Annotated in this window: 28 protein-coding genes; 12 read left to right on the forward strand and 16 right to left on the reverse strand. The window is 69.8% G+C overall.

Annotated features, from left to right (window positions below; translation table 11 throughout):
• Positions 1-48: 48 nt before the first annotated feature.
• The gene (locus tag ACWFRB_RS17140; protein ID WP_452642313.1) at positions 49-1,677 is read right to left on the reverse strand and encodes an AMP-binding protein; all 1,629 of its coding nucleotides are present in this window, start codon (positions 1,675-1,677) and stop codon (positions 49-51) included.
• A gap of 101 nt (positions 1,678-1,778) precedes the next feature.
• On the opposite strand from ACWFRB_RS17140, the gene ACWFRB_RS17145 reads away from it, so the two are divergent.
• A complete protein-coding gene (locus ACWFRB_RS17145; RefSeq protein ID WP_452642314.1) occupies positions 1,779-2,645 on the forward strand; it encodes a LuxR C-terminal-related transcriptional regulator in 867 nt (288 codons plus the stop codon).
• A 184-nt stretch (positions 2,646-2,829) separates the two neighbouring features.
• Here ACWFRB_RS17145 and ACWFRB_RS17150 read toward each other — a convergent pair whose 3' ends face one another.
• Entirely contained in the window at positions 2,830-2,958 is a 129-nt protein-coding gene (locus tag ACWFRB_RS17150) for a hypothetical protein (RefSeq protein WP_452642315.1), read from the reverse strand.
• Between the two features lie 385 nt (positions 2,959-3,343).
• Here ACWFRB_RS17150 and ACWFRB_RS17155 point away from each other — a divergent pair, with 385 nt between their 5' ends.
• From ACWFRB_RS17155 to ACWFRB_RS17165, 3 genes are all read left to right on the forward strand, one after another.
• A complete protein-coding gene (locus ACWFRB_RS17155) occupies positions 3,344-4,765 on the forward strand; it encodes an APC family permease (protein ID WP_452642316.1) in 1,422 nt (473 codons plus the stop codon).
• Positions 4,766-4,852: 87 nt separating this feature from the next.
• A complete protein-coding gene (locus ACWFRB_RS17160) occupies positions 4,853-5,629 on the forward strand; it encodes a nuclear transport factor 2 family protein (protein ID WP_452642317.1) in 777 nt (258 codons plus the stop codon).
• 24 nt (positions 5,630-5,653) lie between these two features.
• A complete protein-coding gene (locus ACWFRB_RS17165; protein WP_452642318.1) occupies positions 5,654-6,352 on the forward strand; it encodes a GNAT family N-acetyltransferase in 699 nt (232 codons plus the stop codon).
• A gap of 16 nt (positions 6,353-6,368) precedes the next feature.
• On the opposite strand, the gene ACWFRB_RS17170 is transcribed toward ACWFRB_RS17165, so the two are convergent.
• From ACWFRB_RS17170 to ACWFRB_RS17205, 8 genes are all read right to left on the reverse strand, one after another.
• Positions 6,369-7,379, reverse strand: a complete 1,011-nt coding sequence (locus ACWFRB_RS17170; protein WP_452642319.1) for an alpha/beta hydrolase — start codon at positions 7,377-7,379, stop codon at positions 6,369-6,371.
• Between the two features lie 131 nt (positions 7,380-7,510).
• Positions 7,511-7,870, reverse strand: coding sequence for a hypothetical protein (locus ACWFRB_RS17175; RefSeq protein WP_452642320.1), 360 nt, complete (start codon positions 7,868-7,870; stop codon positions 7,511-7,513).
• Between the two features lie 30 nt (positions 7,871-7,900).
• A complete protein-coding gene (locus ACWFRB_RS17180) occupies positions 7,901-9,703 on the reverse strand; it encodes a penicillin-binding transpeptidase domain-containing protein (RefSeq protein ID WP_452642321.1) in 1,803 nt (600 codons plus the stop codon).
• Between the two features lie 106 nt (positions 9,704-9,809).
• The gene (locus ACWFRB_RS17185; protein WP_452642322.1) at positions 9,810-10,646 is read right to left on the reverse strand and encodes a GNAT family N-acetyltransferase; all 837 of its coding nucleotides are present in this window, start codon (positions 10,644-10,646) and stop codon (positions 9,810-9,812) included.
• A 66-nt stretch (positions 10,647-10,712) separates the two neighbouring features.
• A complete protein-coding gene (gene ispG, locus ACWFRB_RS17190) occupies positions 10,713-11,873 on the reverse strand; it encodes a flavodoxin-dependent (E)-4-hydroxy-3-methylbut-2-enyl-diphosphate synthase (protein ID WP_027499323.1) in 1,161 nt (386 codons plus the stop codon).
• A 43-nt stretch (positions 11,874-11,916) separates the two neighbouring features.
• Entirely contained in the window at positions 11,917-13,146 is a 1,230-nt protein-coding gene (locus ACWFRB_RS17195; RefSeq protein ID WP_452642323.1) for a M50 family metallopeptidase, read from the reverse strand.
• 6 nt (positions 13,147-13,152) lie between these two features.
• On the reverse strand, positions 13,153-14,316 hold the full coding sequence (gene dxr / locus ACWFRB_RS17200) for a 1-deoxy-D-xylulose-5-phosphate reductoisomerase (RefSeq protein WP_452642324.1): 1,164 nt from the start codon (positions 14,314-14,316) through the stop codon (positions 13,153-13,155).
• Between the two features lie 51 nt (positions 14,317-14,367).
• Positions 14,368-15,189 carry an NmrA family NAD(P)-binding protein gene (locus ACWFRB_RS17205; RefSeq protein ID WP_452642325.1) on the reverse strand — a complete coding sequence of 274 codons (822 nt, stop codon included), beginning with the start codon at positions 15,187-15,189 and terminating at the stop codon, positions 14,368-14,370.
• A gap of 46 nt (positions 15,190-15,235) precedes the next feature.
• Between ACWFRB_RS17205 and ACWFRB_RS17210 the strand changes: the two genes are divergently transcribed.
• Together ACWFRB_RS17210 and ACWFRB_RS17215 are read left to right on the forward strand one after the other, a co-directional pair.
• Complete coding sequence (locus ACWFRB_RS17210) at positions 15,236-15,781, forward strand: DUF1990 family protein (RefSeq protein ID WP_452642326.1); 546 nt, start codon at positions 15,236-15,238, stop codon at positions 15,779-15,781.
• A gap of 17 nt (positions 15,782-15,798) precedes the next feature.
• A complete protein-coding gene (locus tag ACWFRB_RS17215) occupies positions 15,799-16,116 on the forward strand; it encodes a DUF2631 domain-containing protein (protein ID WP_452642327.1) in 318 nt (105 codons plus the stop codon).
• A 69-nt stretch (positions 16,117-16,185) separates the two neighbouring features.
• On the opposite strand, the gene rlmN is transcribed toward ACWFRB_RS17215, so the two are convergent.
• On the reverse strand, positions 16,186-17,295 hold the full coding sequence (gene rlmN, locus ACWFRB_RS17220) for a 23S rRNA (adenine(2503)-C(2))-methyltransferase RlmN (protein ID WP_452642328.1): 1,110 nt from the start codon (positions 17,293-17,295) through the stop codon (positions 16,186-16,188).
• Between the two features lie 93 nt (positions 17,296-17,388).
• Between rlmN and ACWFRB_RS17225 the strand changes: the two genes are divergently transcribed.
• From ACWFRB_RS17225 to ACWFRB_RS17250, 6 genes are all read left to right on the forward strand, one after another.
• Positions 17,389-17,781 carry a lipopolysaccharide assembly protein LapA domain-containing protein gene (locus tag ACWFRB_RS17225; RefSeq protein WP_452642329.1) on the forward strand — a complete coding sequence of 131 codons (393 nt, stop codon included), beginning with the start codon at positions 17,389-17,391 and terminating at the stop codon, positions 17,779-17,781.
• 104 nt (positions 17,782-17,885) lie between these two features.
• Positions 17,886-18,722 (forward strand): HpcH/HpaI aldolase/citrate lyase family protein, encoded by an 837-nt coding sequence (locus tag ACWFRB_RS17230; protein WP_452642362.1) that lies wholly within the window; start codon positions 17,886-17,888, stop codon positions 18,720-18,722.
• A gap of 313 nt (positions 18,723-19,035) precedes the next feature.
• The gene (locus ACWFRB_RS17235) at positions 19,036-19,545 is read left to right on the forward strand and encodes a toxin-antitoxin system HicB family antitoxin (RefSeq protein ID WP_452642330.1); all 510 of its coding nucleotides are present in this window, start codon (positions 19,036-19,038) and stop codon (positions 19,543-19,545) included.
• A gap of 68 nt (positions 19,546-19,613) precedes the next feature.
• Positions 19,614-20,453 carry a DUF4097 family beta strand repeat-containing protein gene (locus ACWFRB_RS17240; RefSeq protein WP_452642331.1) on the forward strand — a complete coding sequence of 280 codons (840 nt, stop codon included), beginning with the start codon at positions 19,614-19,616 and terminating at the stop codon, positions 20,451-20,453.
• Positions 20,454-20,491: 38 nt separating this feature from the next.
• Entirely contained in the window at positions 20,492-21,292 is an 801-nt protein-coding gene (locus ACWFRB_RS17245) for an ABC transporter ATP-binding protein (RefSeq protein WP_452642332.1), read from the forward strand.
• Positions 21,289-22,125 (forward strand): ABC transporter permease, encoded by an 837-nt coding sequence (locus tag ACWFRB_RS17250; protein ID WP_452642333.1) that lies wholly within the window; start codon positions 21,289-21,291, stop codon positions 22,123-22,125. Before ACWFRB_RS17245 ends, ACWFRB_RS17250 begins: the two co-directional genes overlap by 4 nt.
• A gap of 96 nt (positions 22,126-22,221) precedes the next feature.
• Here ACWFRB_RS17250 and ACWFRB_RS17255 read toward each other — a convergent pair whose 3' ends face one another.
• The 5 genes from ACWFRB_RS17255 to pyrH are packed head-to-tail and all read right to left on the reverse strand — an operon-like array spanning position 22,222 to position 25,541.
• Positions 22,222-22,572 carry an iron chaperone gene (locus ACWFRB_RS17255; protein WP_452642334.1) on the reverse strand — a complete coding sequence of 117 codons (351 nt, stop codon included), beginning with the start codon at positions 22,570-22,572 and terminating at the stop codon, positions 22,222-22,224.
• Between the two features lie 46 nt (positions 22,573-22,618).
• Positions 22,619-23,323, reverse strand: coding sequence for a class I SAM-dependent methyltransferase (locus ACWFRB_RS17260; protein WP_452642335.1), 705 nt, complete (start codon positions 23,321-23,323; stop codon positions 22,619-22,621).
• Positions 23,324-23,339: 16 nt separating this feature from the next.
• The gene (locus ACWFRB_RS17265; protein WP_452642336.1) at positions 23,340-24,203 is read right to left on the reverse strand and encodes a phosphatidate cytidylyltransferase; all 864 of its coding nucleotides are present in this window, start codon (positions 24,201-24,203) and stop codon (positions 23,340-23,342) included.
• The gene (gene frr / locus ACWFRB_RS17270; RefSeq protein ID WP_097212693.1) at positions 24,203-24,760 is read right to left on the reverse strand and encodes a ribosome recycling factor; all 558 of its coding nucleotides are present in this window, start codon (positions 24,758-24,760) and stop codon (positions 24,203-24,205) included. The genes ACWFRB_RS17265 and frr overlap by 1 nt, the downstream gene beginning before the upstream one ends.
• Positions 24,761-24,797: 37 nt before the next feature.
• Complete coding sequence (gene pyrH / locus ACWFRB_RS17275) at positions 24,798-25,541, reverse strand: UMP kinase (RefSeq protein ID WP_452642337.1); 744 nt, start codon at positions 25,539-25,541, stop codon at positions 24,798-24,800.
• Between the last annotated feature and the right edge of the window lie 115 nt (positions 25,542-25,656).

Here is a 25,656-nt window from a genome sequence, read left to right on the forward strand (position 1 = left end):
GTTGACGAGTCCCTGGACTCGTCAACCGCGCACGGGCGGCGAAGCCGCCTATCCCTTGCGCAGGAGGTAGCGCTGCACCTTGCCGCTGGGGGTCTTCGGCAGCGACGGCACGAAGTGCACGGTCCGCGGGTAGGCGTGCGCGGCGAACTTCTTCTTGACCAGCGTCTGCAGCTCGGTCTCGAGTTCGCCGGTGCCCTCGGTGCCGTCGCGGAGAACGACGAAGGCCTCGAGGACCTCGCCGCGCAGCTCGTCGGGCATGCCGACCACGGCCGCCTCGATCACCTGCTCGTGCATCACCAGGACGCTCTCCACATCGAAGGGCCCGATGCGGTAGCCGGCCATGATGATCACGTCGTCGTCGCGCGAGGAGAAGAAGAAGTGGCCGTCCTCGTCGGTCTTGCCCGCGTCGCCGGTGATGTACCAGCGGCCGTCCGTACTGAACCGCTGCGCGGTCTTCTCGGGAGCATCGACGTAGCCGGTGAACCACATCATCGGGCTGCCCTTGGTGTCGATGGCGACGCGACCGGGGGTGCCTGCAGGCGCGACCTCGTCCGCGTCGTCCAGCAGCACGGCGCAGCTCCAACCCGGCAGCGGCCGGCCCATCGAGCCGGGCCGCACGTCCTCGCGCAGGCCGTCCGCCCACGCGTTGACGATGAACATGCCGTGCTCGGTCTGCCCGTAGTGATCGCGCACCTCGACGCCGAGCGCGCTCTGGGACCAGGCCACGACGTCGGGGGTGAGCGGCTCGCCCGCCGAGGACGCGCGGCGCAGCAACAGCCCCTCGGGTACCGGCGTGGTGTCGGCCCGCAGGCTGCGGTAGACGGTCGGCGCTGCCGCGAAATTGGTGACGCCGAACTTCTCGATGATCTGCCAGGTGAGGGGCGCGGAGAAGCCCGAGTGCAGCAGCAGGCTGCGGGTGCCCGCCGCCAGCGGGCCCAGCAGCGCGTAGTACAGCCCGTAGGCCCATCCCGGGTCCGCGGCGTTCCAGAACACGTCGTCGCTGCGGACGTCGAGGCCGAACTCCTGATAGGCGTGGAACGAGGCCAGCGCACGCACCGGCACCGGGACGCCCTTGGGGGTCCCGGTGGTGCCGCTGGTGAACAGCTGGACGAGCGGGCCGTTGCCGCCGACGGCGACCGCGGCGCCTGCCGGGTCCTCGGCGGCGTGCGCCGCGAGCAGGTCGTCGAACCGCAGCTGGTCCGCGGACTCGGGCTCCCCCGCCGCGACGATGACCCGCCAGGGCGCGTCGGCCGGGATGTCCTCGCCGGGCGCGAGCTTGGCGAGCTGGTTCTGATCGGACACCACGAACTTGGCACCGCTGGAGGCGAGCCGGAACGCGATGGCCGGGGACGCGAACGCGGTGAACAGCGGCACGTGCACGGCGCCGCGACGCCAGATGCCGAGCAGCGCGATGACCAGCTCCGCGGACTTGCCCATCAGCGTCGCCACGCAGTCCCCCGGCTCGACGCCGAGCTCCGCCAGCGCGGCCGCGAACTTGGACGATTCCGCCCGCAACTCGCCGTAGCTCAGGTCACGCGAGGTCAGGTCGCCCTCGATCACCGTGAACGCGACATCGGTGTCGGGGTGCCGGTCACACAGCAGGTCCGCCGCGCAGGCCTGCGGCGTGTCGTACTGCTCCAGCAGCTCGCGCACCCGCGAGGTGGCATCGGTGCCCATGGTTTGCTCCTTCGACAGCGGTCCGGCAGACGCCGGACTTCTCCATGGCCCTATGATCTAGCTCACAAACAAGACGCACCACCCCCGGAAAGGGGTATCCCATGCTCTCCCGCACCCCGCCCCTGTTGCGACCCCGCGACGGCGACGCCCTGCGCGCCGAACTGCGCGCGGTCGCGGCACAGGCGAACGTGCCCGTGCTGTTCGGCGGCGAGGTCTCCGCGAGCACGTTGCACCTGACCGAGTTCTTCGGGACCAGGACCAACGGGCTCAAGGGCCTGGTGATCCCGCCGAACTCGGGGCTGGGCGGACGGGTGGTCCTGCAGCGGCAGCCGGTCTCGATCCCCGACTACGGCAGCGCGATGTCGATCACGCATCACTACGACCGGCCGGTCCTCGGCGAGGGCATCCGCTCGGTGCTCGCGGTCCCCGTCCTGGTCGACGGCGCCTCGCGCGCGGTGCTCTACGCCGCGGTCCGGGAATCCATGCCGATCGGCGACCGCACCGCCGAGATCCTCGTGCAGGCGGGCCGCAGGCTCAGCACCGAGCTCGCCATCCGCGACGAGGTGGACCGCCGCCTGCAGATGCTCGGGGTGCTCGACAGCAACCGGGGCAACGCGAGCGGGGCGATGGCCGAGGGCATCCGGGGCGCCCACGCCGAACTGCGCGGGCTCGCCCAGTCGGTGCCCGAGGGCCCGCTCCGGGGTCGGCTGCGCGCGGTGTCGGACAAGTTGGCGGCGCTGGTCAACGACGAGGCGGCGGCGGGCGACACCTCGGTCACGTTGTCGCCCCGGGAGCTGGACGTGCTCGCCCACATCGCGCTCGGCTGCACCAACAACGAAGTCGCCCATCGGCTCTCGCTCCAGCCCGAGACGGTCAAGAGCTACCTCCGTGCCGCGATGGGCAAGCTCGACGCCCACTCGCGACACGAGGCAGTGGTCACCGCCAGGAGGTTGGGTCTGCTGCCGTAGCCGGCCCACGCACGGAGCTGGTCACGACCGACGGCCGGGCGGCCGCAAGGCCGAGACTGGCGAACACGAGGCGATGCGTCACGTAAGGCCGACGCCGCAATCGTCGCGCAGGGGCGGGCGGCGCCAAGGGGCCCGCACCCGAAACGTTCGAGTGCGGGCCCAGTTGTCGGTCGCGGTGAGGCGATCAGGCCTTCGGGTTGACCAGCCCGTCGACGGAACCGATGAAGGTTGCCGCTCCGCCGGTGAGGTCGCTGATCGAGCCGGTGAAGGTGCTGATGGCTTCGAGAGCGGAGGCGAATTCAGCCGAACCCATTGTGTGCTCCTTGTGTTGTGTATGTCGTTCGCGGTAGCGGTGCGGTTTTGCACCGCCGATATTCGTAGTGACTGGGCCCTGCGGCCGCAATGAAGAATGGGGAATGTGACGAAGGTAACGATGGCGACAACGCCACTTGCATCATTGCCAGATTCATATGCCGGATAAGCGAATTCCGACACCTGCAATCGGCCTCAACGAGTGGACGCGGCGACCCTGGGACTGAGCGTGACCGGCGAGATGCCGTAGGCGTGGACATCGTGGCGACGGCGAACCGGCGATCAGGAAACTCAACGTTCCGCGCCACATTAACGCTAATCTCGGTCATGAATCAGGTCTCTTGTGGGCGATCTGGTCGCGGCCCCGACGAGGGAGGGGATCGACGATGACGACACCATCGGACGCAATGCGCACCCCGGCGCAGGAGCCCACGCTCAAGCGGGTGATGGGCCCGTGGTTGCTGTTGCTGTTCATCGTCGGCGACATCCTCGGCACCGGCATCTACGCCCTGACCGGGCAGGTGGCCAACGACGTCGGCGGCGTGGTGTGGCTGCCATTCCTTGTCGCGTTCGTGGTCGCGCTGATCACCGCGTTCAGCTACCTCGAACTGGTCACCAAGTACCCCCAGGCCGCGGGCGCCGCGCTGTACACCCACAAGGCCTTCGGCATCCAGTTCTTCACCTTCATGGTGACGTTCGCGGTGATGTGCTCCGGGATCACCTCCGCCGCAACCGCCTCGCGGGCGTTCGCCGCCAACTTCGCCGAGGCCTTCGACCTGGATGTCCGGACGGGGATCGGGATCACGCTGATCGGCATCGTCTTCATGATCGCGGTGGCGGCGGTCAACTTCCGGGGCGTCGGCGAGTCCGTCAAGCTGAACGTGCTGCTGACCTGCATCGAGCTGTCCGGACTGCTGATCATCATCTTCATCGGTATGTGGGCGCTCGGCATCGGCGAGGGCGATTTCTCGCGGGCCGCGACCTTCGACACCGGCGACCGGTCCGCGCTGGGCGGCGTCATCGCGGCCACCACCCTCGCCTTCTACGCGATGGTCGGCTTCGAGGACTCGGTGAACATGGCCGAGGAGTGCAAGGAGCCCAGCCGGATCTTCCCGAAGGTCCTGCTCATCGGCCTCATCTCGACCGGCATCATCTACGTCCTGGTGTCGGTCACGGCGATCGCGCTGGTACCCGCGAACGAGCTCGGCGAGGGCGACACCCCGCTGCTCAAGGTCGTGCAGGCGGGTGCACCGGGCTTCCCGATCGGGATCTTCGCGTTCATCACCATGTTCGCGGTCGCCAACTCCGCGCTGATCAACATGCTGATGGCGAGCCGGCTGCTGTACGGCATGAGCCGTCAGCACGTGCTGCCGCCGCAGCTCGGCAGGGTGCACCGCACCCGGCGGACGCCGTACATCGCGATCGGGTTCACGACGCTGCTGGCGCTGGGGCTGATCACGATCGTCGGCGAGGTGCCCCAGCTCGGCGGCACCACCGCACTGCTGCTGCTGTGCGTGTTCACCGTCGTGAACATCGCCGTCCTGGTGCTGCGCAAGGACACGGTGGACCACAAGCACTTCCGTGCGCCGACCGTGCTGCCGATCATCGGCGCGATCAGCTGCGCCTTCCTGGCCACGCCGCTCACCGACCGCGATCCCGCGCAGTACAAGATCGCGGGCGTGCTGCTGGCGATCGGCGTGGTGCTGTGGTTCGTCAACAACCTGGCCAACAAGAAGCTGGGCGTGAAGGCCGAGCTGCACCCCGAGTTCCTCGGCGAGGACGGCGTGCCGCCCGGACCGATGAACTGAGCGGACGCGGGGAAACAGAATCTAGAACAAGTTCTACCTTTCCTGGCATACTCCGATCGACCGTCCGACGCCGATCCCAGGGGTGCCATGTCCGCGAATCCGTCCACCGACGACCTGCTGGCCCTGGCTCGCTCCTCCCCCACCGCCGTCGCCGTGCACGACAGGGCCGCGTGGCTCGGCCTGTTCGCGCGCCAGCACATCATCGAGGACCCGGTCGGCGGCCGCCCCGTGCTCGGCGGCCTGCACGACAGGAAGTCGGGCCGCCGCGGCGGCGACCCGCTCGGCCGGTTCTGGGACACCTTCATCGGGCCCAACGACATCAGCTTCGACATCGAGCACGAGGACATCGTCGACGGACTGCACGTGGTCCGCGACGTGACCATCGAGACCCGGCTCTCGGCCGGGGTCGTGGCAAGGGCGCCGATGCACCTGCTCTACGAGGCCACCCTCGACGACGGCGAGCCGCGGATCCGTCGCATCGCCGCACACTGGGAGGTGACGCCGATGTTCGCGCAGGTGGCAGGCGTCAGCCCCGAGCGGTTGACGGTCACCGCCTCGATGAGCGCACGGATGCTGCGCCTGCAGGGCCTCGGCGGCACGCTCGCCTTCGGCAAGGCCGCACTGAGCGTGGGCAAGAAGGGCAAGGACGCGGTCCGTCGACTGGTCGACTCGGCGCAGCGCGGCGACGCACACGCACTGAAGATGCTCGGCGGCAACGCGATCACCGACCTGACCAAGGTGATCGCAGCGGGCGACGCGGTCACCGCGACCGGGACAGTGGACGGCGCCCACGCAGTCCTGTTCGCCTATCTCGACCGCAAGACCAACACCGTCAGCGAGTGCAAGGTGTACCGCGCGGCCTGATCGTGGCCGGGTGATACTGGTCCGATGCCGCACCGCATCGCCGACCCCGTTCGCTTCCAACCGGTCGAGGACCCGCGACCGTCCGACCACCCGTGGCCGGCGATGACGTGGCCGGTCCCGGCAGGCACCGAACTCGTCGGAACGTCGGTCCGGTTGACCCCGCTGGACCCGGCCACCGATGCGACGGAACTCTTCCGCGCCCTCGACCACGACCGGGTCTGGGCACACGTGCCATGGCGACCGTCGGACCCCGAGCAGTTCGCGGAGTTCCTCCGCGAGCGGGGCACCCAACCGGAATGGCAGCTGTGGGCCGTACGCACGGTCGGCCCGTGCGGAGAACTCCCCGCGGGCGCCATCGTCGGCACCAGCGCCTATCTCGACGTCGTGGTCCGCGACGCCCGGCTCGAGATCGGGATGACGCTCTACACGCCCGAAGCCTGGGCCAGCGCCGTCAACCCCGAGACGAAGGCCCTCCTGCTGCGCTACGCCTTCGAGCAGCTTGGGGTCGGGCGCGTCCAGCTCAAGACCGATGTCCGCAACATCCGCTCCCAGCAGGCCATCGCCCGGCTCGGCGCCACCTACGAGGGGACGCTGCGCCGCAGTTTCCGGCGTGAGGACGGGACCGTCCGGGACAGCGTCCTGTTCTCGATCATCGCCGAGGACTGGCCCGCCGTCCGGGACCGGCTGACCGCCCGGCTCGACCCGGCCCAGGCATCGGCCTGACCGCCCCCGACCGAGATCACCAGGCGTTCAGGGTGTTCAGGATCTGTGGGCGGGCACCCCACAACTCCGCCGACCAGTACGGCCACGCGTGGGTGCCGTTGGCCGGGAAGCTGTACGTCGCGGGAATTCCGAGCGTATCCAGGCGAACCTGGAACGCCCTGCTGTTCGCCAGGGCCAGGGCCTCCAGTGCCATGCCGTTCGCGGTGTTGTAGAAGTCGATCGGCGCGCGGGGCTGGTCGTAGGGCCCGGGCAGGCCGCTGGACGAGGAGACGTACAGCGAGAGCCCGCGCAACTGCGGGGCGAACACGAACGGGTCGTTGCGCAGCCACTGGCTGTTCCAGGGCGGGCCCCACATCGAGTCCACGTTGAACCCGCCTGCCGACAGCATCGCGACCCGGATGGCCTCGCGCATGCCGGGCGCGGAGATGTTCAGGTAGCCCGACAGCGAGCCGGCGAACTTGAACTGGTCGCGATGGTAGGCCGCGAGCGTCAACGCCGCCGAGCCGCCCATCGACAGTCCGAGCACCCCGTTGTTGCTGCGCGAGACGCCGCGGGTCTCGAGGTAGTTCGGCAGGTCCCGGGTCAGGAACGACTCCCACTTGTAGGCGGTCTGCTGCCCGTTGAAGTTCGACGGCGCCATCCAGTCGCTGTAGAAGCTGGACTCGCCGCCGACCGGCATCACCAGCGTGACGTTGTCGTGGCGGTACTGCTCGAGAGCGTTGGTGTCAGAGGTCCAGGCGTTGCGGTCATTTCGGGCGCGCATGCCGTCGAGGAGGTACAGCGCGGCGTTGCCGCCTCGCGAGGCCCACTGGATCTGGACCTTGATCGGCCCCATCTGCGAGGGCACCCACACCTCTTCGTAACCACCCCATGGCGCGCGATGCGCGATCGGCGCGGCGGCCGCGGTACCCGCGACGCCCGCGGTCAGGGGCACGACGAGAGTGGCGGCGGCCAGCGCCAGCACCCGTCGCCTTACCCGCTGAGAGATGGTGAGCCGCCGAACAATTCTCGGGCTGCCGAAACGCACGCGTTGACCCCTCCCTCGCGGCGGCCGCGCATGCGAGCCGCCTCGTCCTCGGATCCCCCGATCCGAAGTGCCTATCTCCACCCGGCCTGGTGGCGTTACATGCCGGTTCCGAACTGCGAGCGCAGGAACCGTCACCACCGCCGCACGCGTCGACGCTCGAACAACTCGGCGGCCATCGGTTCGTCCACCGCCAGGATCCGCACGTCGCCCTCCTGCCCACACCACGAATCACCGAGATGCCGAACCGAGACACACACCCCGGCCTGCACATCCAGGCGGATCACCGTGTCCGCATTGGGATCCGCCGCGGACAACTCGACCGGGTCGAGCAACGCCACCCAGAAGTAGTCGGTGTGGAACGGCGGGTCGTAATCGATGGCGCCGCCCTCCGGACGCACCGAGACCAGTCCGCCTGCGCCATACGTGGGATCGACGTCCGTCGGCCAGACCCGGTCGATGGGCGTGCCCCTACCGTTGTGCGAGTACCCCATCCGCCTGAACGGCGGCGGGCATCGCTCGCCTCAGTAGCCCTCGGGCAACGCCGTGAACATGTCCCGCGTCACGGCCACCGCGTTGTCGGAACTGCCGCCCCTGACCACCAGCGTCGCGAACGCGATGTCGCCGCGGTACCCGACGAACCAGGCGTGCGAGCCGCCGTCGACCTCGGCCTCACCGGTCTTGCCGTAGATCTCGCCCTGGTCGGCGATCCGGGTGGCGGTACCGCTGGTGACCACGTCGCGCATCATCCCGCGCAGGCCCGCGACCATCTCCGGGCTGATCGGCGGGTGAGCGCCCTCGATCTTGGTCTCCTCCCCCGAGATCAGGGTCGGTACGGGCGTCGACCCGTTCGCGATCGTCGCCGCCGCCAGCGCCATTCCGAAGGTGCTCACGACGACCTTGCCCTGCCCGAAACCGTCCTCGGTGCGCTGCACCAGTTCCGGTGCGGGCGGGACGGATCCGGAGTCCGTCGGCAGGCCCGGCACGTCGTAGTCGGGCCCGATGCCGTAGCGCGCGGCCGCCACCGTCAGGGCGTCGGGCTCCATCTCGCTGGCCAGCTTGGCGAAGGTGGTGTTGCACGAGCGCGCGAACGCGGTGCTCATCGGCACCGTGCCCAACGCGAACTCGTTGTAGTTGGGCACCGACCGTTCGCCGATGACGATGCGTCCCGGGCAGCCGACGGGGGTACCGGGCTGGGCGAGTCCGTTGTCGATCGCCGCGCCCGCGGTGACGATCTTGAACGTGGAGCCGGGCGGGTACAGGCCGGTGGTCGCGACCGGGCCGTCCTTGTCGGCGGCCTTGTTCTGCGCGACCGCGAGAATCGCGCCGGTGGACGGCTGCAGCACCACCATCATCGCCTGCTCGACCCGAGCGTTGACCGCGTTCTGCGCGGCCACCTGGATCGGCCGGTCCAGGCTCACGGAGAAGGACGGCGCCGGTTGGGGTTTGGTCTCGGTGAGCACATCGATGTCGACACCGTTCTTGTTGACGGTGACCACGCTCCAGCCGGCCTTGCCGTCCACCTCGTCGATGACCCGCTTCTTGACCTGACCGATCAGGTCGGGGGCGAACTCGCGGTCGGTGGAGACCAGGTCCGCCTCCTCCGAGACCGTGACCCCGGACAGACCGCTCAGCGCGGCGGCGACGGTGTCGTAGTCCTCCTGCCGCAGGCTCGCAACCAGGTAGGCGCCGCTGACCGAGGTCGCCGACTCCACGATCGACTGCGGGGTGAGGGTCGGGTCGAAGGGCTCCAGCGTCGTCGCCAGCGCGGTCGCGACGGCGGTGGGGTTGCCGGAGTCCTTGGCGTTGAACTTGATCCGCTCGATGGTCCCCGGCACGAGGACGTCCGAGCCTGCCCGCTCGTTCACCCGGGCCCGCGGCGCCGCGGTGGCCCGCAGCGTCATCGTCTGGGTGTCGCCGAGCTTCGGGTGCAGGTCGGTGGCGCTCCAGCGGACCGCCCACTCCCCGTTCCGCCGCCCCATCTGCAGGTCGCCGGTGTAGGTCCACACCCGGTCCTTCGGCAGATGCCATTCGTAGGTGTAGCCGACGGTCGCGGTGTCGCCGTCCACCCGGACCGATCTGGTCGTCGCGCTGAGGGATTCGGCCTGCAGCCCCTCCCACGCGGCGTCGATCGCGGGCTGGGCGTCCGCGGGCCGGTCGGACAGTGCGGCGGCCCGCTCGGCATCCCGATCGGCCACCGCGTCGAGAAACTCCTGCGCGGCCGGTTCGGGGCCGTCCGGTTTCGGTGTGCACGCGACCGCGCCGAGCACGAGGGCGCCCGTGACGACGAGCGAGGAGAGGATGCGGGGTGCGGCGGTGGAGATCATCGCCTGCCATCGTAGGTGGGCTCACCGCCCAGGTCGGGAAGGCACCCGCACCGTGCGCGCTTTTCACCCCGATCGGGGTACGACTCGCGCACGGGCGGCGACGCCGCTAATCCAGCAGGACCGTCGAGAAGGTGCCGACCTGGGTGAACCCGATGCGCTGGTAGGTCCGCCTCGCCTGGTGATTGAAGCTGTTCACGTAGAGGCTCGCGGTGCGGCCCGACGCCACCACCGCCGCCGCCACCGCGGCGGTCCCGGCCGCGCCGAGACCGTGGCCCCGGTACTGCGGGTGCACCCACACGCCCTGGATCTGGCCGACCTGCGCGGACATCGAGCCGACCTCCGCCTTGAAGGTCACCTCCTCGCCGTCGAACCTGGCCCAGGCCCGGCCCGAGGCGATCAGGCCTGCGACCCGGCGCCGGTAGCCACGGCCGCCGTCGTTGGAGCGCGGGTCGACCCCGACCTCCTCGATGAACATCGCGACCGCGGCCGTGAGGTACGGCTCGAGCTGATCCATCCGCACCGGACGCACGTACGGATCCGGCGCGACGACGGGCGGCGCCGACAGCGCGAGCAGCGGCTGCTCGGCGCGCACCTCGCGCGCCGGACCCCAGTCGGTCTCGAGCATCTCCCACAGCGGCAAGGCCAGCTCGCTGCGGCCGACCACCGACGAGCACATCCGCGGTCCCCGGCACGCCCGGTCCGCGAAGGCCCGCAGGTCGTCGAGGTCGCCGCGCAGCGGAACCATGTTCGCGCCCGAGAAGCACAGCGATTCGGCCGGGCCGCCCCGGCTCCAGAGCTCGCCGTTGATCGCTCGCGGGTCGATCCCGAGGTCCTGGATCCGCGCCGCGACCATGCACGAGGCGATCGGGTCGGCGTCCAGCACGCGCAGCACATGCACCCTGTCGCGGGCACCGAGCTGCCTGGCGCCGAGCAGTTTGAGCACCGAGTCACCCCCGGGTCGGGTCGTCGGGATTCGGATTGTCTGGTGATCCCACGATACGTGCGCGCGTCAGCTGACGGTAACGACCGGGGATCCCGAGGCAGATTGGTCCTCGCCGAACTCCTCGGCGATCCGCATCGCCTCCTCGATCAGCGTCTCCACGATCATCGCCTCGGGCACCGTCTTGATGACCTTGCCCTTGACGAAGATCTGACCCTTGCCGTTGCCGGACGCGACCCCGAGGTCGGCCTCGCGGGCCTCACCGGGACCGTTGACCACACAACCCATCACGGCAACCCGCAGCGGGATTTCCATGCCCTCGAGGCCGGCGGTCACCTGCTCGGCGAGGGTGTAGACGTCCACCTGGGCGCGCCCGCAGGACGGGCAGGACACGATCTCCAGCTTGCGCGGACGCAGGTTGAGCGACTGCAGGATCTGCGTGCCGACCTTGATCTCCTCGGCGGGCGGCGCGGACAGCGAGACGCGGATGGTGTCGCCGATCCCCTCCGAGAGCAGCGCGCCGAACGCGACCGCGGACTTGATGGTGCCCTGGAACGCGGGGCCCGCCTCGGTCACGCCGAGGTGCAGCGGGTAGTCGCACTGCGCGGCCAGCTGGCGGTAGGCCTCGACCATGATCACCGGGTCGTTGTGCTTGACCGAGATCTTGATGTCGCCGAAGCCGTGCTCCTCGAACAGGCCCGCCTCCCACAGCGCCGACTCGACGAGCGCCTCCGGGGTGGCCTTGCCGTACTTCTGCATCAGGCGCGGGTCAAGCGAACCGGCGTTGACGCCGATCCGGATCGGGATGCCCGCGTCGCCCGCGGCCTTGGCCACCTCCGCGACCCGACCGTCGAACTCCTTGATGTTGCCGGGGTTCACCCGCACCGCCGCGCACCCGGCGTCGATGGCGGCGAAGATGTACCGCGGCTGGAAGTGGATGTCCGCGATGACGGGGATCTGGCTCTTCTTCGCGATCGTCGCCAGCGCGTCGGCGTCCTCCTGGCGGGGGCAGGCCACCCGCACGATGTCGCATCCGGACGCGGTCAGCTCGGCGATCTGCTGGAGGGTGGCGTTGACGTCGTGCGTCTTGGTGGTGCACATCGACTGCACCGACACCGGGAAGTCGCTGCCGACCCCGACGGATCCGACCTGGAGCTGTCGGGTCTTGCGGCGCGGCGCGAGGACGGCGGCCGGGCCTTCGGGCATGCCCAATCCGACGGGGCTGGTCACGTGGATGCCTTCTTTCGTAGCGTCAGGACAAGTTTAGCGAGCACTAGAAGATCTTGATCGGGTTGACGATGTCCGCGGTCAGCGTGAGCAGCATGTACGCACCGCCCAACGCGATGACCACATAGGTGATCGGCATCAGCTTCATGTAGTTGACGGGTCCGCCAGCGGGCAGACCGCGGCGCGCGCGGATCGAGTCGCGGATCTTCTCGTAGATGGTCACCGCCATGTGCCCGCCGTCGAGCGGGAGCAGGGGCAGCAGGTTGAAGATGCCGAGGAAGAAGTTCAGCGTCGCCAGCAACCCGATGAACAGGTCGATGTAACCGCGTTCGGCCATCTGGCCGCCGATGACGGAGGCACCGACGACACTGATCGGGGTCTCGATGTCGCGTTCGCCGCCGGTGACGGCGGTCCACAGGTCCGCGACCTTCGACGGCATCTGGACCAGGGCGTCCACGCTGCGGACGAAGACGTCGCCGGTGTAGACGAAACTGCCCGGGACCGCGGAGAGCGCCGAGTACTCGAGGAATGTCGGCGGCGCCTTGATGCCGATCGCGCCGACGTCCTGGGAGACGGGCGGCAGCGGGTTGCTGTTGGTGGAGTTCTGATCGTTGACCCAGCGCTGCGCCTGCTGCACCTGCACGTCGATCACCTGGGTCTCACCGTCCCTGTCGACGGTGAACTCCGCGGTGCCCGAGAGCGGCTGCGTCGCCTTGACGACATCACCGAAGGTCGAGGTCGGCGTCCCGTTGACCGCGACGACCACGTCGCCGGGCAGGACGCCCGCCTGCTGCGCGGGCCCCTCGCCGGTGCAGTCCGCCAGCTTGTAGTCGCCGTCCTTGCCCGCCTGCGTCGGCGCCACACAGGTGACGCCCTCCACGACGGCCCTGGTCTCGGTGTTCGGCAGCCCCCAGCCGACGGCCTGGATGTAGACGAGCACGAATCCGAAGATGAAGTTCATCGCGATGCCGCCGGACATGACGACCAGGCGCTTCCACGTCTTCTGCTTGTACATCGCGCGGTCGACCTCGTCGGGCGCGAGCTCGTCGTGCTGGGTCATGCCCGCGATGTCGCAGAAACCACCCGCGGGGATCGCCTTGAGTCCGTACTCCGTCTCGCCGCGGCGGAAGGAGAAGATCTTCGGCCCGAAGCCGATGTAGTAGCGGCGGACCTTCATCCCCAGCGCGCGGGCGGCCCACATGTGGCCGGCCTCGTGCAGAGCGATGGAGACGGTGATGCCCAGCGCGAACAGCACCACACCTATGACGAACACCATGCGGCTCTAGTCCTCCTGCTTGACGAGCTCGTGTGCCCGTGCGCGCGCCCACCCGTCCGCGGCGAGCACATCCTCCACGGTAGCCGGTGGCGCGGACCACTCGTCGCCACCGGCGAGAACGCGTTCGACCGTGCGCACGATCGCCGGGAACCGGACGGCCCCGTCGAGGAACGCCTGCGCGGCGACCTCGTTGGCCGCGTTGTAGACCGCGGTCAGGCAGCCGCCGCCCTTGCCCGCCGCCCTCGCCAGGTCGACGGCCGGGAACACCGACGAGTCGAGCGGCTCGAACGTCCAGGTCGACGCGGTGGAGAAGTCGCAGGCCGCGGCGGCCCCCGGCACCCGGTCCGGCCAGCCGAGGGCCAGCGCGATCGGCAGCTTCATGTCCGGCGGGCTGGCCTGGGCGAGGGTGGAGCCGTCGGTGAAGGTGGCCATCGAGTGCACGATCGACTGCGGGTGCACGGTGACGTCGATGCGGTCGTAGTCGATGCCGAACAGCAGGTGGGTCTCGATCAGTTCGAGGCCCTTGTTGACCAGGGTCGCCGAGTTGAGCGTGTTCATCGGGCCCATCGACCAGGTGGGATGCGCGCCGGCCTGCTCGGGAGTGACGGCCTCGAGGGCGTCGGCGGTCCAGCCGCGGAACGGGCCCCCCGAGGCGGTGAGCACCAGCCGGTCCACCTCCTCGGCGCGCCCGCCACGCAGGCACTGCGCCAGCGCCGAGTGCTCGGAGTCCACCGGCACGATCTGACCGGGCGCCGCCGCGGCGGTGACCAGCGGGCCGCCCGCCACCAGCGACTCCTTGTTCGCCAGCGCCAGCCGGGCGCCGGATTCGAGCGCCGCGAGCGTCGGCTCGAGGCCGAGGGATCCGACGAGCGCGTTGAGCACCACGTCCGCCCCCGTGGTGCGGACCAGTTCGGTGGCGGCGCCGGGGCCGCTGAGTGCGGGACCGTCGAGACGGGCGGCGGCCTCGGGGTCGGCGACCGCGACCGCACTCACCCCGGTCTCGCGGATCTGGCGGGCCAGCAGGTCGATGTTGCCGCCGCCCGCGGCCAGACCGACGACGGTGAACTTGTCGGGGTTGGCCGCGATGACCTCGAGGGCCTGGGTGCCGATTGATCCGGTGCTGCCGAGCAGGAGCACGCGCGTAGGTTCTGCCACCCGTCCATTGTTCATGACGGCACCTGAGAAGAAGCTGACAGGACACCGACGCGGGCGGCAAGAGGTCTACCGATGCGCGGCCTGACGGAAGGTGTCGGCGTTCGCCGCGATCCACTGCGCGAAGGTCGTGGCCGGGCGTCCGGTGACCTCCGCGACCGTGGCGGTCGCCCGCTGCGGCGCACCGACCAGCGACGCGACGGCGGTCTCGAGGTAGAACCGGGCGTTCACACCCATGACCGGCTCGAGGATCTCGATGGCCTCCTCGACGGGCACCTTGACGTACTCCACGGGCAGGCCCAGCACCGCGCCCAGTTCGTGCACCCGCTCGGCGCGCGAGAGGGCCTCCGGCCCGGTCAGCTCGTAGGTTCTGCCCTCGTGCCCGCTGCCGAGCAGTACGGCGGCCGCCACCCTGGCGATGTCGTCCATCGCGATCGGCGCGCTGACCACATCGGGGTAGGGGTCGCGCACCTGTCCGGTGCGCCGCACCTGCTCGCCCCAGACGAGGTCGTTCTCGAGGAACTCCCCCGCCCACAGGTGGGTCCAGTCGATGCCGGACCGCTCGACGGCAGTAGTGACCCCGCCCCACCACGATTCGTGCTCCCCGGACAGGTCCACGATGTGCCGGACCCCGGCCTCGCGTGCCAGTGACACGACTTCCTCGACGGTCTCCGGGGTCGGTGCCAGGTACATCCTCTCGACCCCCTCGAAGGCGGCAGGCAGCGACTCGGGCCTGCGCAGGTAGCCCTCCGCGACCTCGACGCCGTCCGGCAGCATCGCCTTTTGTGGGTTGTTCGTCAGGGCCCGGACATCGGTCGCGCCTGCCGCCAGGAGGTGGTCGACGACCAGTCGGCCGATGTTCGCGGTGGATCCGGTCACCAGAATCGTCATGTAGTACACCGTACGGTTCGGGCCGCCTGCCTGCCACCCTGACAGGATGGCGTCCGTGAACCCGGACGCACTGCGGACCGTGCCGTTGACCTACTCCGAGGTCGGCGGCACTCGCGCCGCGCCGCCCGACGGGTACCACCACGTGCACGAGAGCGCCGTCATCGGCGTCGGCGCCGAGGACTTCGAGCGGGCGAAACACGTACTGCTGCACTGGGACATGCACCGCCGCGCCGGCCTGCGCGTGCGATCCACCGACGACGAGGCCGTCGAGGGCGCCGTCGTGATCCTGCGACTGGGACCGGGTCCGCTGTCCGTCACGGCGCCGTGCCGGGTGGTGTACCGAATAGACGAGCCGCACCGGTGCGGCTTCGCCTACGGGACCCTGCCCGGGCACCCCGAGCGCGGCGAGGAACGCTTCGCGGTCGAACTCGGCGACGACGGCCGGGTGCGGGTTGTCATCGACGCCTTCTCGACCGGCGGCGGCGCGCTCACCCGGCTCTGCGGCCCGGTGAATCGGGCGGTGCAGCGGTTGATCACGCGTCGCTACCTCGGTGCGTTCACGCGAGCTCCCCTGACGCGCCGACCCAGCTAGGTACGACGCACGGTCGTATGCCACGATATGCAGGCACACGCACACCCGTACGAGCAGGAGGATCGACCGTGGCCACCGAGCTGGATCCCAGCGTGAACGAGCCCCTCGTCGCCGCACACGTCGACACGGCAGAAGTTCCGTCCGCAGCCTGGGGCTGGAGCGGCGAGGCGCCGCGACTGTTCCGCTTCCTTGGCTGGTTCTTCGCAGCCTTCCTGCTCGTCTACACGATCGGAAACCACGAGGGCAAGGTCGAGGACCTGTGGCTCGTCGGAATTTCCCTTGGCATGGTGTTCCTGCTCGTGCGCGACATCATCCGGCGCCGCAAGCCCCGGTAGACAAGAACTTTCGACAACGGCCGCGCCGCTCCACTCGGAGCCGCGCGGCCGTTGTCCTGTTCGGTGCGGTCAGTTCTCGGCGGCGAGCTGCCCGCAGGCGGCGGCGATCTCCTGGCCGCGGGTGTCGCGGACGGTGCAGGACACGCCCTGCGCGATGACCCGGCGCACGAACTCACGCTCGACGTCCTTGGGGCTCGCGTCCCACTTGCTGCCCGGTGTCGGGTTCAGCGGGATCAGGTTCACGTGCACCCGCGACCCCAGAGCCTTGTGCAGCTTCTTGCCGAGCATGTCGGCGCGCCACGGCTGGTCGTTGATGTCGCGGATCAGCGCGTACTCGATCGACACCCGGCGACCGGTCTGATCGGCGTAGTACTTGGCGGCGTCGAGCACCTCGGCGACCGTCCAGCGGTTGTTGACCGGGACCAGGGTGTCGCGCAGCTCGTCGTCCGGGGTGTGCAGCGACACCGCGAGCGTCACCGACAGTCCCTCGTCGGCGAGCTTGCGGATGGCGGGCGCCAGCCCGACCGTCGACACGGTCACCGAGCGCTGCGACAGCCCGAGGCCGTCCGGTGCGGGCGAGGTGATCCGTCGGACCGCGGCGACCACCCGCTTGTAGTTGGCGAGCGGCTCCCCCATGCCCATGAAGACCACGTTCGAGAGCCGGCCCTCGCCACCCGCGATGTCGCCGTCCCGCATCGCCGCGGCCGCCGAGCGGACCTGGTCGACGATCTCGGCGGTGGACAGGTTCCTGGTCAGCCCGGCCTGGCCGGTCGCGCAGAACGGACACGCCATCCCGCAGCCGGCCTGGCTGGAGATGCACAGCGTCGCGCGGTCCGGGTAGCGCATGAGCACGCTCTCGAGCAGGGTGCCGTCGTTCGCCTTCCACAGCGTCTTACGGGTGCTGCCGTCGTCGCAGGCGACGTGCTTGACCGCGGTCAGCAAGGTCGGGAAGAGCGCCTCGCCCACCTTCTCGCGCACCGATGCCGGCAGATCTGTCATCTTCTCGGGATCGGCCTCGAGCCGGCCGTAGTACTGACGGGCCAGCTGATCCGCCCGGAATCCGGGCAGCCCCAGCTCCTGAACGGCCGCCTTCCTGCCCTCGGAGTCGAGGTCGGCGAGGTGCGTCGGCGGCATGCCGCGACGCGGGGCGTTGAACACGAGCGGGACTGAAACGGCCATAGTGTGCTCCAGTGTCCCATCCGGCACCCGCGACATGCGAATTCCCGCCCCGATGCGCGTGCAATCACACATCCGGTGCGAAATGATCGGAGCATGGCGCACAGCGACGGTCCCCATCCGGATGCCACTTCCGACCCGATCGACGACCCGCGTGGTGCGACCCAGCCGACTCCCGTCGCCGAGCCGCCGGTCGACCCCGCCCAGGCCGCCGTCGATCGGCACACCAGCCTCGGCCACACCAAGGCGGCCGCCACCTGGACCGGCCTCGTCATCGGCGTCCTGGTCCTGATCCTGCTGCTCGTGTTCATCCTGCAGAACCTCGACCAGGTAGCCCTCCAGCTGTTCTTCTGGGAGTTCTCGCTTCCGCTCGGCGTGAGCCTGCTGCTGGCCGCGATCGCGGGCGCGCTGATCATGGCCCTCGCGGGCGGCGTCCGCATCCTGCAGATCCGCCGGGTGGCGAAGAAGGCCAGATACACCAGCCGCTGACCCGCCTGTGCGACAGCGCACATTACTTACGCAAACTGGCTCCGCACTCCCGGCGAGAGGACGATGGAAACGTCGTCCCGATCATCGGAGGAGTTGCTGTGACCATTCACGCGGAGCGTCGAGGGGTTGGCGCCCCACCCGATCTCGCCCGGTCCTGGCTGCTGGTGCCTGCCACCAAGCCCGAGGCCTTCACGCCGCCCGCCGAATCCGGGGTGGACGCGGTGATCCTCGACCTAGAGGACGCGGTGTCCCCGCCAGCCAAGCCAGCGGCCCGCACCCGAGTTGTCGAGTGGCTCAGCCGCGGCGGCAGTGCCTGGGTCCGGATCAACGACGCCACCACGCCCTACTGGGCCGACGACCTCGCGGCCCTCGCGTCGGCGCCCGGCCTGGCCGGGGTGATGCTCGCCAAGACCGAGAGCGGCAACCAGGTCGACGCGACCGCGGACCGGCTGCCCGAGGGCACCCGCATCCTCGCTTTGATCGAATCTGCGATGGGCCTGGAGGCCGCGCCCGAGATCGCCAGGGCGGACGGGGTGTTCCGGCTCGCGTTCGGCAGCGGCGACTTCCGCCGCGACACCGGCATGAGCGACGACCCGATGGCGATGGCGTACCCGCGGTCCCGCCTCGTCGTCGCCAGCCGCGCGGCCCGGCTCGCCGGTCCGATCGACGGCCCGACCATCAGCACGAACGAGACCGTCCTGCAGCGGGATTCGGCGCTGACCGCATCCATGGGGCTGACCGGCAAGCTCTGCATGCACCCCGATCAGGCCCTCGCGGTCGATCGCGCACTGAGCCCGAGCCCGGACGATGTCGTCTGGGCGCGGGACGTGATCGCCGAGCTCGGCGAGGACGGCGAACGCGTGCGCGACGGCAGCGACCTGCCGCGCCTGGCCAAGGCGAAGAAGGTTACGGATCTCGCCAGGTCGTTCGGCCTGGACTAGAACCGGCTCCACGCTTCACCGAACACGGCCCAGGTCCCGATCGCGGGGCCTGGGCCGTGTTCGTGGTGTCGACGTGACCGCTAGTGGTGTCGTCGCGGCAACGAGTGGAGTCGGCGCTGCCGCAGGCACCGTCGTCACGCCCGAACCTCCCCGAGAACACCCCAGCGTGTCGCATATCCAGGTTCGCTTGCGCGAGCCAAGAATCGCCATGACCTGCGCCTTTGTCATGTTCACACCACCGTGACACCACTTTGCCACCAGAGATGACACCCCACCCCTTGCGTTGACACCCAAGTGGTGTCATAGTGGTGTCATGAACCTGACAAGATACGTCGACGAGCTACAGCACCAGCTCGCCGTTGCCGCCGCGGCGGGCGGTGACGAGGCCCGTGAGCTCGCCGACCGCCTGACCGCCCCGCTCGACGCCGCCGTCCGACTCGTGCTGCTCGAGGCGCTCTCGACAGCGGCGAACGAGATCACGGCCGAGCTCGCCCCCGGGTCCGTCGACGTGCGCCTCCAGGGCCGCGACCCGGAGTTCGTCGTCACCCCCGCCCCGGCCTCGGCATTCGAGAACGCGGAGCCGGCGGCGGAGCCCGCGCTGCCCGCGGCCCTCGACCCCGACGACGTCAGCACGTCCCGCACCACGCTCCGTCTCCCCGACCAACTCAAGGCCCAGGTCGAGGCGGCAGCGGCCCGTGAGGGCGTATCCCTCAACACCTGGCTCGTGCGCGCGGTCGCTGCCGCGGTCCTGCCCGCCGCACCGTCCCGCGCAACGGCGCGGACCTCCAGCACCGCCGGTCGGCTGACCGGCTGGGTGCGTTGACCCACACCCCCTAACCGCAGACCCGCGCCCCGCGAACAGGGGCCGACACCACACCCAGAGGACTCACCATGCCTACTTTCGCGACCCCTGAACCGATCACCGTCGCCGTCGACATCGCCGCGGGCGCCGTCAACCTCGTCGCGAGCGATCGCGCCGACACCGTGGTCACCGTCCGCCCCAACGACCCGAGCAAGTCCGGCGATGTCAAGGCCGCCGAGGAGACCCGCATCGACTTCCACGACGGCACCCTCACCGTGCAGACGAGCACCAGGTGGAAGTACCTCACCAAGTCCTCCGTCGACGTCACGATCGAGCTACCGACCGGTTCCGCCCTGCAGGGCAGCGCGCTGGGCCCCGTTTTCGCCCAGGGCCGGCTCGGAGCCTGTTCGTTCACGAGCCGCGCAGGCGACGTCCGGATCGACGAGGCCGGCAGGCTCGACCTCCGCGCGACGGCGGGCTCCGTCGTCGTGGGACGCGCCCTCGGTTCCACCGAGATCGTCGTCACCGCAGGCGGCGTGCGCATCCGCGAGCTCGACGGAGACGCCAGCATCAAGAACCCGAACGGTCCAACCGAGATCGGCGAGTCCACCGGGATCCTGCGCGTGAACGGCGCCCATGGGCCCATCTCGATCGAGCGGTCACTCGGAGACACCACCGCCAGGTCCGCGCACGGGAACATCCGCGTCGAGCAGGCCATCAGCGGCCGGGTCCAGCTCGAGAGCTCGACCGGCGCGATCGAGGTCGGGGTGCCCGAGGGCACCGCCGCCTGGCTCGACGCCACCGCGCAGCACGGCAAGGTCCGCAACCTCCTGCACGACGCCACGGGCCCCGACGAGAACGACAGGACCGTCGAGGTGCGCGCAGGCAGCAGCTACGGCGACATCGTCGTCCGACGTCCGCACGCCTGACCCGAGACCACCGACAACCCACCATCGAAGGAGAACCCATGACCACCACCGTCCGCGGTCCCGCGATCGAGGTCGCAGGCCTGCGCAAGTCGTACCGGTCGAAGGCAGGCGAGCAACTCGTGCTCGACGGCGTCGACCTGGTCGTGCCCGCAGGCACCGTGACCGCCCTGCTCGGCCCCAACGGGGCAGGCAAGACCACTGCCGTCGGCGTCATGTCCACCCTGCTCGCCGCCGACGCGGGCACGGTCCGGGTCGCCGGCCACGACGTGGCCCGCGAGCCCGAGGCGGTGCGCGCGGCGATCGGCGTGACCGGCCAGATCACCGCCGTCGACGAGCTGCTCAACGCCACCGAGAACCTGCGGCTGATGGCCGACCTCAATCACCTCGGCCGCGCCGAGGGGCGCCGCCGGATAACCGAACTGCTCGAGCGCTTCGGGCTCGCCGACGCCGCCCGCAAGCCCGTGGCGACCTTCTCCGGCGGCATGAAGCGCAAGCTCGACCTCGCGATGACGCTGGTCGGTTCACCGTCCGTCGTGTTCCTCGACGAGCCGACGACGGGCCTCGACCCACGCAGCCGTCGGGTCCTGTGGGACGAGGTGCGGACGCTCGTCGCCGCGGGCACCACGATCCTGCTCACCACGCAGTACCTCGAGGAGGCCGACAAGCTCGCCGACTCGGTCGCCGTCCTGAACGAAGGCCGCATCGTCGCCGAGGGCACCCCCGACGAGCTCAAGGCCGCGCACGACACCGGCTCACTCGACGACGTGTTCCTCGCCCTGACCGAGCCGCCCACCGAGACCGAGAACGACCCCGCAACCACCGAGGAGAACGTCCGATGACCGCCATCGCCACCACCGCTCCCGCCACCGTGCGCTCGCGCCCGGCGACGGATGTCCTCACGATGCTTCGCCGCAACCTCCTACGCGCGGTGCGCTACCCGGGGCTCACCATGTTCCTCGTCGCAGGCCCGCTGGTGATGCTCGTGCTGTTCGTGTACATCTTCGGCGGCGCCCTCGGCGCAGGCGTCATGCCAGGGGTCGCCCCCGGTGCCGACGGGCGGGCGGCATACCTGGACTACATCACGCCGACCCTGTTCATCCTCACCATCGTGGGCGCGGGACAGTCCGTGGCCATCAGCGCCGCCATGGACGCCGCGAGCGGGATCATGGCGCGGTTCAAGACCATGGCGATCTCGCCGGGGTCCGTGCTCTCCGGGCAGGTGCTCGGCACGGTGCTCCAGTCGCTGGCGGCGATCGTGCTCGTGCTCGGCGCGGCTCTCGCGATGGGCTACCGCCCCGACGCGGGCGCGCTCGACTGGCTCGCGCTGCTGGGCCTGTTCGTGCTGCTGGGTCTCGCCCTCAGCTGGCTGTGCGTCGCGATGGGGCTGAACGCCCGGAGCGTGGAGACGGCCAGCAACACCCCGATGATCCTGCTGCTGCTGCCGTTCCTGGGCAGCGGTTTCGTGCCGGTCGAGACCATGCCGACGGCGGTGCGCTGGTTCGCGGAGTACCAGCCGTTCACGCCGATCATCGAGACCGTACGCGGACTGCTCGCAGGCGGCGCCGGCCTCGAGGGCGCGGTGGTTGCGCAGGCCGTCGGCTGGATCGTCGCGATCGGCGTCGCCGGATACGCGTGGGCGCGCTCGCTTTACCGCCGCGAGCGTCGCATCTGAGCGCCCACCCACCAGCTGCCAGGGCCACACCGGGAGACGTCCCGGAGTGGCCCTGACAGCTCGTTGGTGGAGGACCCCGATACCGGGGCGAACCGGTCAGCGCGCGGCGTCGATCTCCTCGCGGCGCAGCGCGATGATGCGGGTGAGCACCTGCGGCGGCAGCGGCCGATCCGCGGTGAACCTGATGGTGCCCTTCGACAGCGAGTAGCCGCCCAGCTCGGGCGCGACCGCCTCGACGACCGCCGCGCTGAACGGGAACACCGACAGGTGCCTGGCGGCCGCTCGCACGCTGAGCAGCGGCCTGTCCCGGTAGCGCAGTGCCGGCATTCCGTAGCTCACGCCCTCGATCGCGTCGGGGGCCAGCTCCAGCGCGCGCACCCGGATGCCGTCGAGCAACGACCGCTCGGGTTCGTCGAGCGTGGCCAGATAATCGGTCAGCTCAGCCATCAGGCCATCATGCCCCTGCCCCGCGGTCTCGGGCGGCAGGAACGACTCAATACAGCAGCCCGGCGGGCGCGCGCCTGGTGTGGATCCGGTAGCCGACCTCGAGCGCCAGTCCCGGGGTCTGCGTGTAGGCGCGCTGGGCGATCTTTCCGCTGAACTCGATCCCGAGCACGTTGCGCAGGGCATCCCGGCTCTCGAACTCCCACCGGGTCCGCACCCGCGAGAGCTCGAATCCCTGTGCGGCGAAGAACGACTCGACCCCGGCCGGGTCGTAGTGCGGCAGGTCCGCGCGCATCCACTCGCCGTACGGGCCGACCGTGGCGTCCAGGTCGACCACTGCGAGCACTCCCCCCGGCCGCAGGACCCGCAATGATTCGGTGATACCCGGCCCACAGCCCGCGCCGAAGAAGTACGCGGTCCGCGCGTGCACGACGTCCACGGAGTTCTCGGGCAGCGGGATCCGCTCGGCGGAGCCCGCGAGCACCGTGACGGTGTCGAGTCCCGCCGTGCGCCTGCGCGCCCGGTCGACCAGCGGTTGGTACGGCTCGACGCCCACCACCGCCCTGGCCCCCGCCGCGAACACCGGTAGGTGGAAGCCGGTGCCGCAGCCGAGGTCCAATACGTCGCGCCCGGCCCAGTCGGCGACCCGCCGCAACTCCGCGAACACGGCTCCGTCCGCGTCCTGGGCGCGGTTCTCCACCTCGTAGACGTCCGGCCAGTGCCAGATGTTGGGGCTCGGGATCGGTGCCGTCACGACTGCACTCGCACGGTCACAGCAGCGCGGTGAACACCAGCCAGGTGACGAACGCGGACGGCAGCAGCGAGTCCAGCCGGTCCATGATCCCGCCGTGCCCTGGCAGCAGCGTGCCCATGTCCTTGATGCCGAGCTCGCGCTTGACCTGCGACTCGATCAGGTCGCCGGTGGTGGCCACCAGGACCAGCACGACGCCGAGCACGACGCCGACCACCGCGTGGGCATCGAGGATGAGGGTGACGGTGAGGACCGAGCCGATCACACAGAAGACCAGGGAACCGGCGAAGCCCTCCCAGGACTTCTTCGGGCTGATCGCGGGCACCATCGGGTGCTTGCCGAACAGCACTCCCGCCGCGTAGCCGCCGACGTCGGAGCACACCACCCCGATGATCAGGCAGAAGATCCGTCCCGGACCGTCCTCCTGACGCACCATCAGCGTCGCGAACGAGGCCAGCAGTGGGATCCACGCGGCCACGAAGACCGCGACACCGGTGTCGCGGAGGAAGTTCTGCGGGGTGGCCTTCAGCCCGCCCTGCAACAGGCGCCACACCATGCACGCGAGCACCGTGCCCGCGAACCCGCCGAGAACGCCGGTGGTGCCGTACGGCCAGCCCAGCCAGATCGTGGCCTGCCCACCGAGCAGCAGCGGGATGAACGGGACCGCGATCCCGCCCTCGCGCAGCCGCTTGGTGACCTCCCACGTCGCGACGGCCATGGCGGCCGCCACGATGGCGAAGAACAGGTTCGGGACGTAGAGCAGCGCGGCGACGAGCATCGCCCCGAGCCCAACGCCGACCGCGATCGCCGCGGGCAGGTCGCGACCTGCCTTGGCGTTCACGGCCGCGGCGGCGCCCTGGGGCGCCGAGCCTTCGGTTGACACTAAACCTCCAGCAATTCAGCTTCCTTGTGCTTCACAAGTTCGTCGATGTGCGCCACATACTTGGCGGTGGTCTTGTCGAGTTCCTTCTCGGCGCGCCCGACCTCGTCCTCGCCCGCGTCGCCGTCCTTCTGGATGCGCGAGAGCTCGTCCATCGCCTTGCGGCGGACGTTGCGGATGGAGACCTTTGCGTCCTCGCCCTTGCCCTTCGCCTGCTTGACGAACTCGCGGCGACGCTCCTCGGTCAGCTGCGGCACCGAGATGCGGATGATGCTGCCGTCGTTGCTGGGGTTGAGCCCCAGGTCCGAGTTGCGGATCGCGGTCTCGATCGGACCGAGCTGCGCGGCCTCGTAGGGCTTGATGATGACCATCCGTGCCTCGGGCACGTTGATGCTCGCCAGCTGGGTGATCGGCGTGATCGACCCGTAGTACTCGATCACGATGCGGTTGAACATGCCCGGGTTCGCCCGGCCGGTGCGGATTCCGCCGAGGTCCTCCTTGGCCACCGCGACGGCCTTCTCCATCTTCTCCTCGGCGTCGAAGAGAGCTTCATCAATCACGGTGTTCCTCCAGGCTCGGCGGGTGCGGTGGGATGGTTCATGACTTGACGAGTGTTCCGATCTTCTCACCGGCCACCGCGCGCGCGATGTTCCCCTCGGTGAGCAGGTTGAACACCAACATCGGCATCTGGTTGTCCATGCACAGGCTGAACGCGGTGGCGTCGGCCACCTTCAGTCCCTGTTCGATCACCTCGCGGTGGGTGATGTCGGTGTACATGGTCGCGTCCGGGTCCTCCCGCGGATCCGCGGTGTAGACACCGTCGACGGCCTTGGCCATCAGCACGACCTCGGCGCCGATCTCGAGGGCGCGCTGCGCGGCCGTCGTGTCGGTGGAGAAGTACGGCATGCCCATGCCGGCACCGAAGATGACGACGCGGCCCTTCTCGAGGTGCCTGCGCGCCCGCAGCGGCAGGTACGGCTCGGCGACCTGGCCCATGGTGATGGCGGTCTGCACGCGGGTGGCGACGCCCTGCTTCTCGAGAAAGTCCTGCAGCGCAAGGCAGTTCATCACGGTGCCGAGCATGCCCATGTAGTCGGACCGCGACCGGTCCATGCCGCGCTGCTGCAGCTCGGCGCCGCGGAAGAAGTTGCCGCCGCCGATGACGACCGCGACCTGCACGCCGGAATTGACGACATCGGCGATCTGCTCCGCCACGGTCTGCACCACGTCGGGGTCCAGTCCAACCTCGCCACCACCGAACATCTCGCCACCGAGCTTCAGGAGGACGCGCTTGAAGCCCTCCCGTCGGGGCGCGGATTCGGTCGGTGCGGGTTCGGTCATGGCTCTCCTCGATCTTCGGTGCCGCGCTTGGCGGCGTGTGGCCAGCATGAATAGGCCACCCGGTGTTCTGGCCACAGATGACCACTCCATCCTGCCTTATCCGCCCCCGCGAACG

This window comes from Rhodococcus sp. NPDC055112 (genome assembly GCF_053607505.1).

What these genes read in the sequence shown, in the direction of transcription:
- ACWFRB_RS17140 (WP_452642313.1), bottom strand. Translation starts at nt 1,677, where the DNA reads ATGGGCACCGATGCCACCTCGCGGGTGCGCGAGCTGCTGGAGCAGTAC.
- ACWFRB_RS17145 (WP_452642314.1), top strand. Translation starts at nt 1,779, where the DNA reads ATGCTCTCCCGCACCCCGCCCCTGTTGCGACCCCGCGACGGCGACGCC.
- ACWFRB_RS17150 (WP_452642315.1), bottom strand. Translation starts at nt 2,958, where the DNA reads ATGGGTTCGGCTGAATTCGCCTCCGCTCTCGAAGCCATCAGCACCTTC.
- ACWFRB_RS17155 (WP_452642316.1), top strand. Translation starts at nt 3,344, where the DNA reads ATGACGACACCATCGGACGCAATGCGCACCCCGGCGCAGGAGCCCACG.
- ACWFRB_RS17160 (WP_452642317.1), top strand. Translation starts at nt 4,853, where the DNA reads ATGTCCGCGAATCCGTCCACCGACGACCTGCTGGCCCTGGCTCGCTCC.
- ACWFRB_RS17165 (WP_452642318.1), top strand. Translation starts at nt 5,654, where the DNA reads ATGCCGCACCGCATCGCCGACCCCGTTCGCTTCCAACCGGTCGAGGAC.
- ACWFRB_RS17175 (WP_452642320.1), bottom strand. Translation starts at nt 7,870, where the DNA reads ATGGGGTACTCGCACAACGGTAGGGGCACGCCCATCGACCGGGTCTGG.
- ACWFRB_RS17180 (WP_452642321.1), bottom strand. Translation starts at nt 9,703, where the DNA reads ATGATCTCCACCGCCGCACCCCGCATCCTCTCCTCGCTCGTCGTCACG.
- ACWFRB_RS17195 (WP_452642323.1), bottom strand. Translation starts at nt 13,146, where the DNA reads ATGGTGTTCGTCATAGGTGTGGTGCTGTTCGCGCTGGGCATCACCGTC.
- dxr (WP_452642324.1), bottom strand. Translation starts at nt 14,316, where the DNA reads ATGAACAATGGACGGGTGGCAGAACCTACGCGCGTGCTCCTGCTCGGC.
- ACWFRB_RS17205 (WP_452642325.1), bottom strand. Translation starts at nt 15,189, where the DNA reads ATGACGATTCTGGTGACCGGATCCACCGCGAACATCGGCCGACTGGTC.
- ACWFRB_RS17210 (WP_452642326.1), top strand. Translation starts at nt 15,236, where the DNA reads ATGGCGTCCGTGAACCCGGACGCACTGCGGACCGTGCCGTTGACCTAC.
- ACWFRB_RS17215 (WP_452642327.1), top strand. Translation starts at nt 15,799, where the DNA reads ATGCCACGATATGCAGGCACACGCACACCCGTACGAGCAGGAGGATCG.
- rlmN (WP_452642328.1), bottom strand. Translation starts at nt 17,295, where the DNA reads ATGGCCGTTTCAGTCCCGCTCGTGTTCAACGCCCCGCGTCGCGGCATG.
- ACWFRB_RS17225 (WP_452642329.1), top strand. Translation starts at nt 17,389, where the DNA reads ATGGCGCACAGCGACGGTCCCCATCCGGATGCCACTTCCGACCCGATC.
- ACWFRB_RS17235 (WP_452642330.1), top strand. Translation starts at nt 19,036, where the DNA reads ATGAACCTGACAAGATACGTCGACGAGCTACAGCACCAGCTCGCCGTT.
- ACWFRB_RS17240 (WP_452642331.1), top strand. Translation starts at nt 19,614, where the DNA reads ATGCCTACTTTCGCGACCCCTGAACCGATCACCGTCGCCGTCGACATC.
- ACWFRB_RS17245 (WP_452642332.1), top strand. Translation starts at nt 20,492, where the DNA reads ATGACCACCACCGTCCGCGGTCCCGCGATCGAGGTCGCAGGCCTGCGC.
- ACWFRB_RS17250 (WP_452642333.1), top strand. Translation starts at nt 21,289, where the DNA reads ATGACCGCCATCGCCACCACCGCTCCCGCCACCGTGCGCTCGCGCCCG.
- ACWFRB_RS17255 (WP_452642334.1), bottom strand. Translation starts at nt 22,572, where the DNA reads ATGGCTGAGCTGACCGATTATCTGGCCACGCTCGACGAACCCGAGCGG.
- pyrH (WP_452642337.1), bottom strand. Translation starts at nt 25,541, where the DNA reads ATGACCGAACCCGCACCGACCGAATCCGCGCCCCGACGGGAGGGCTTC.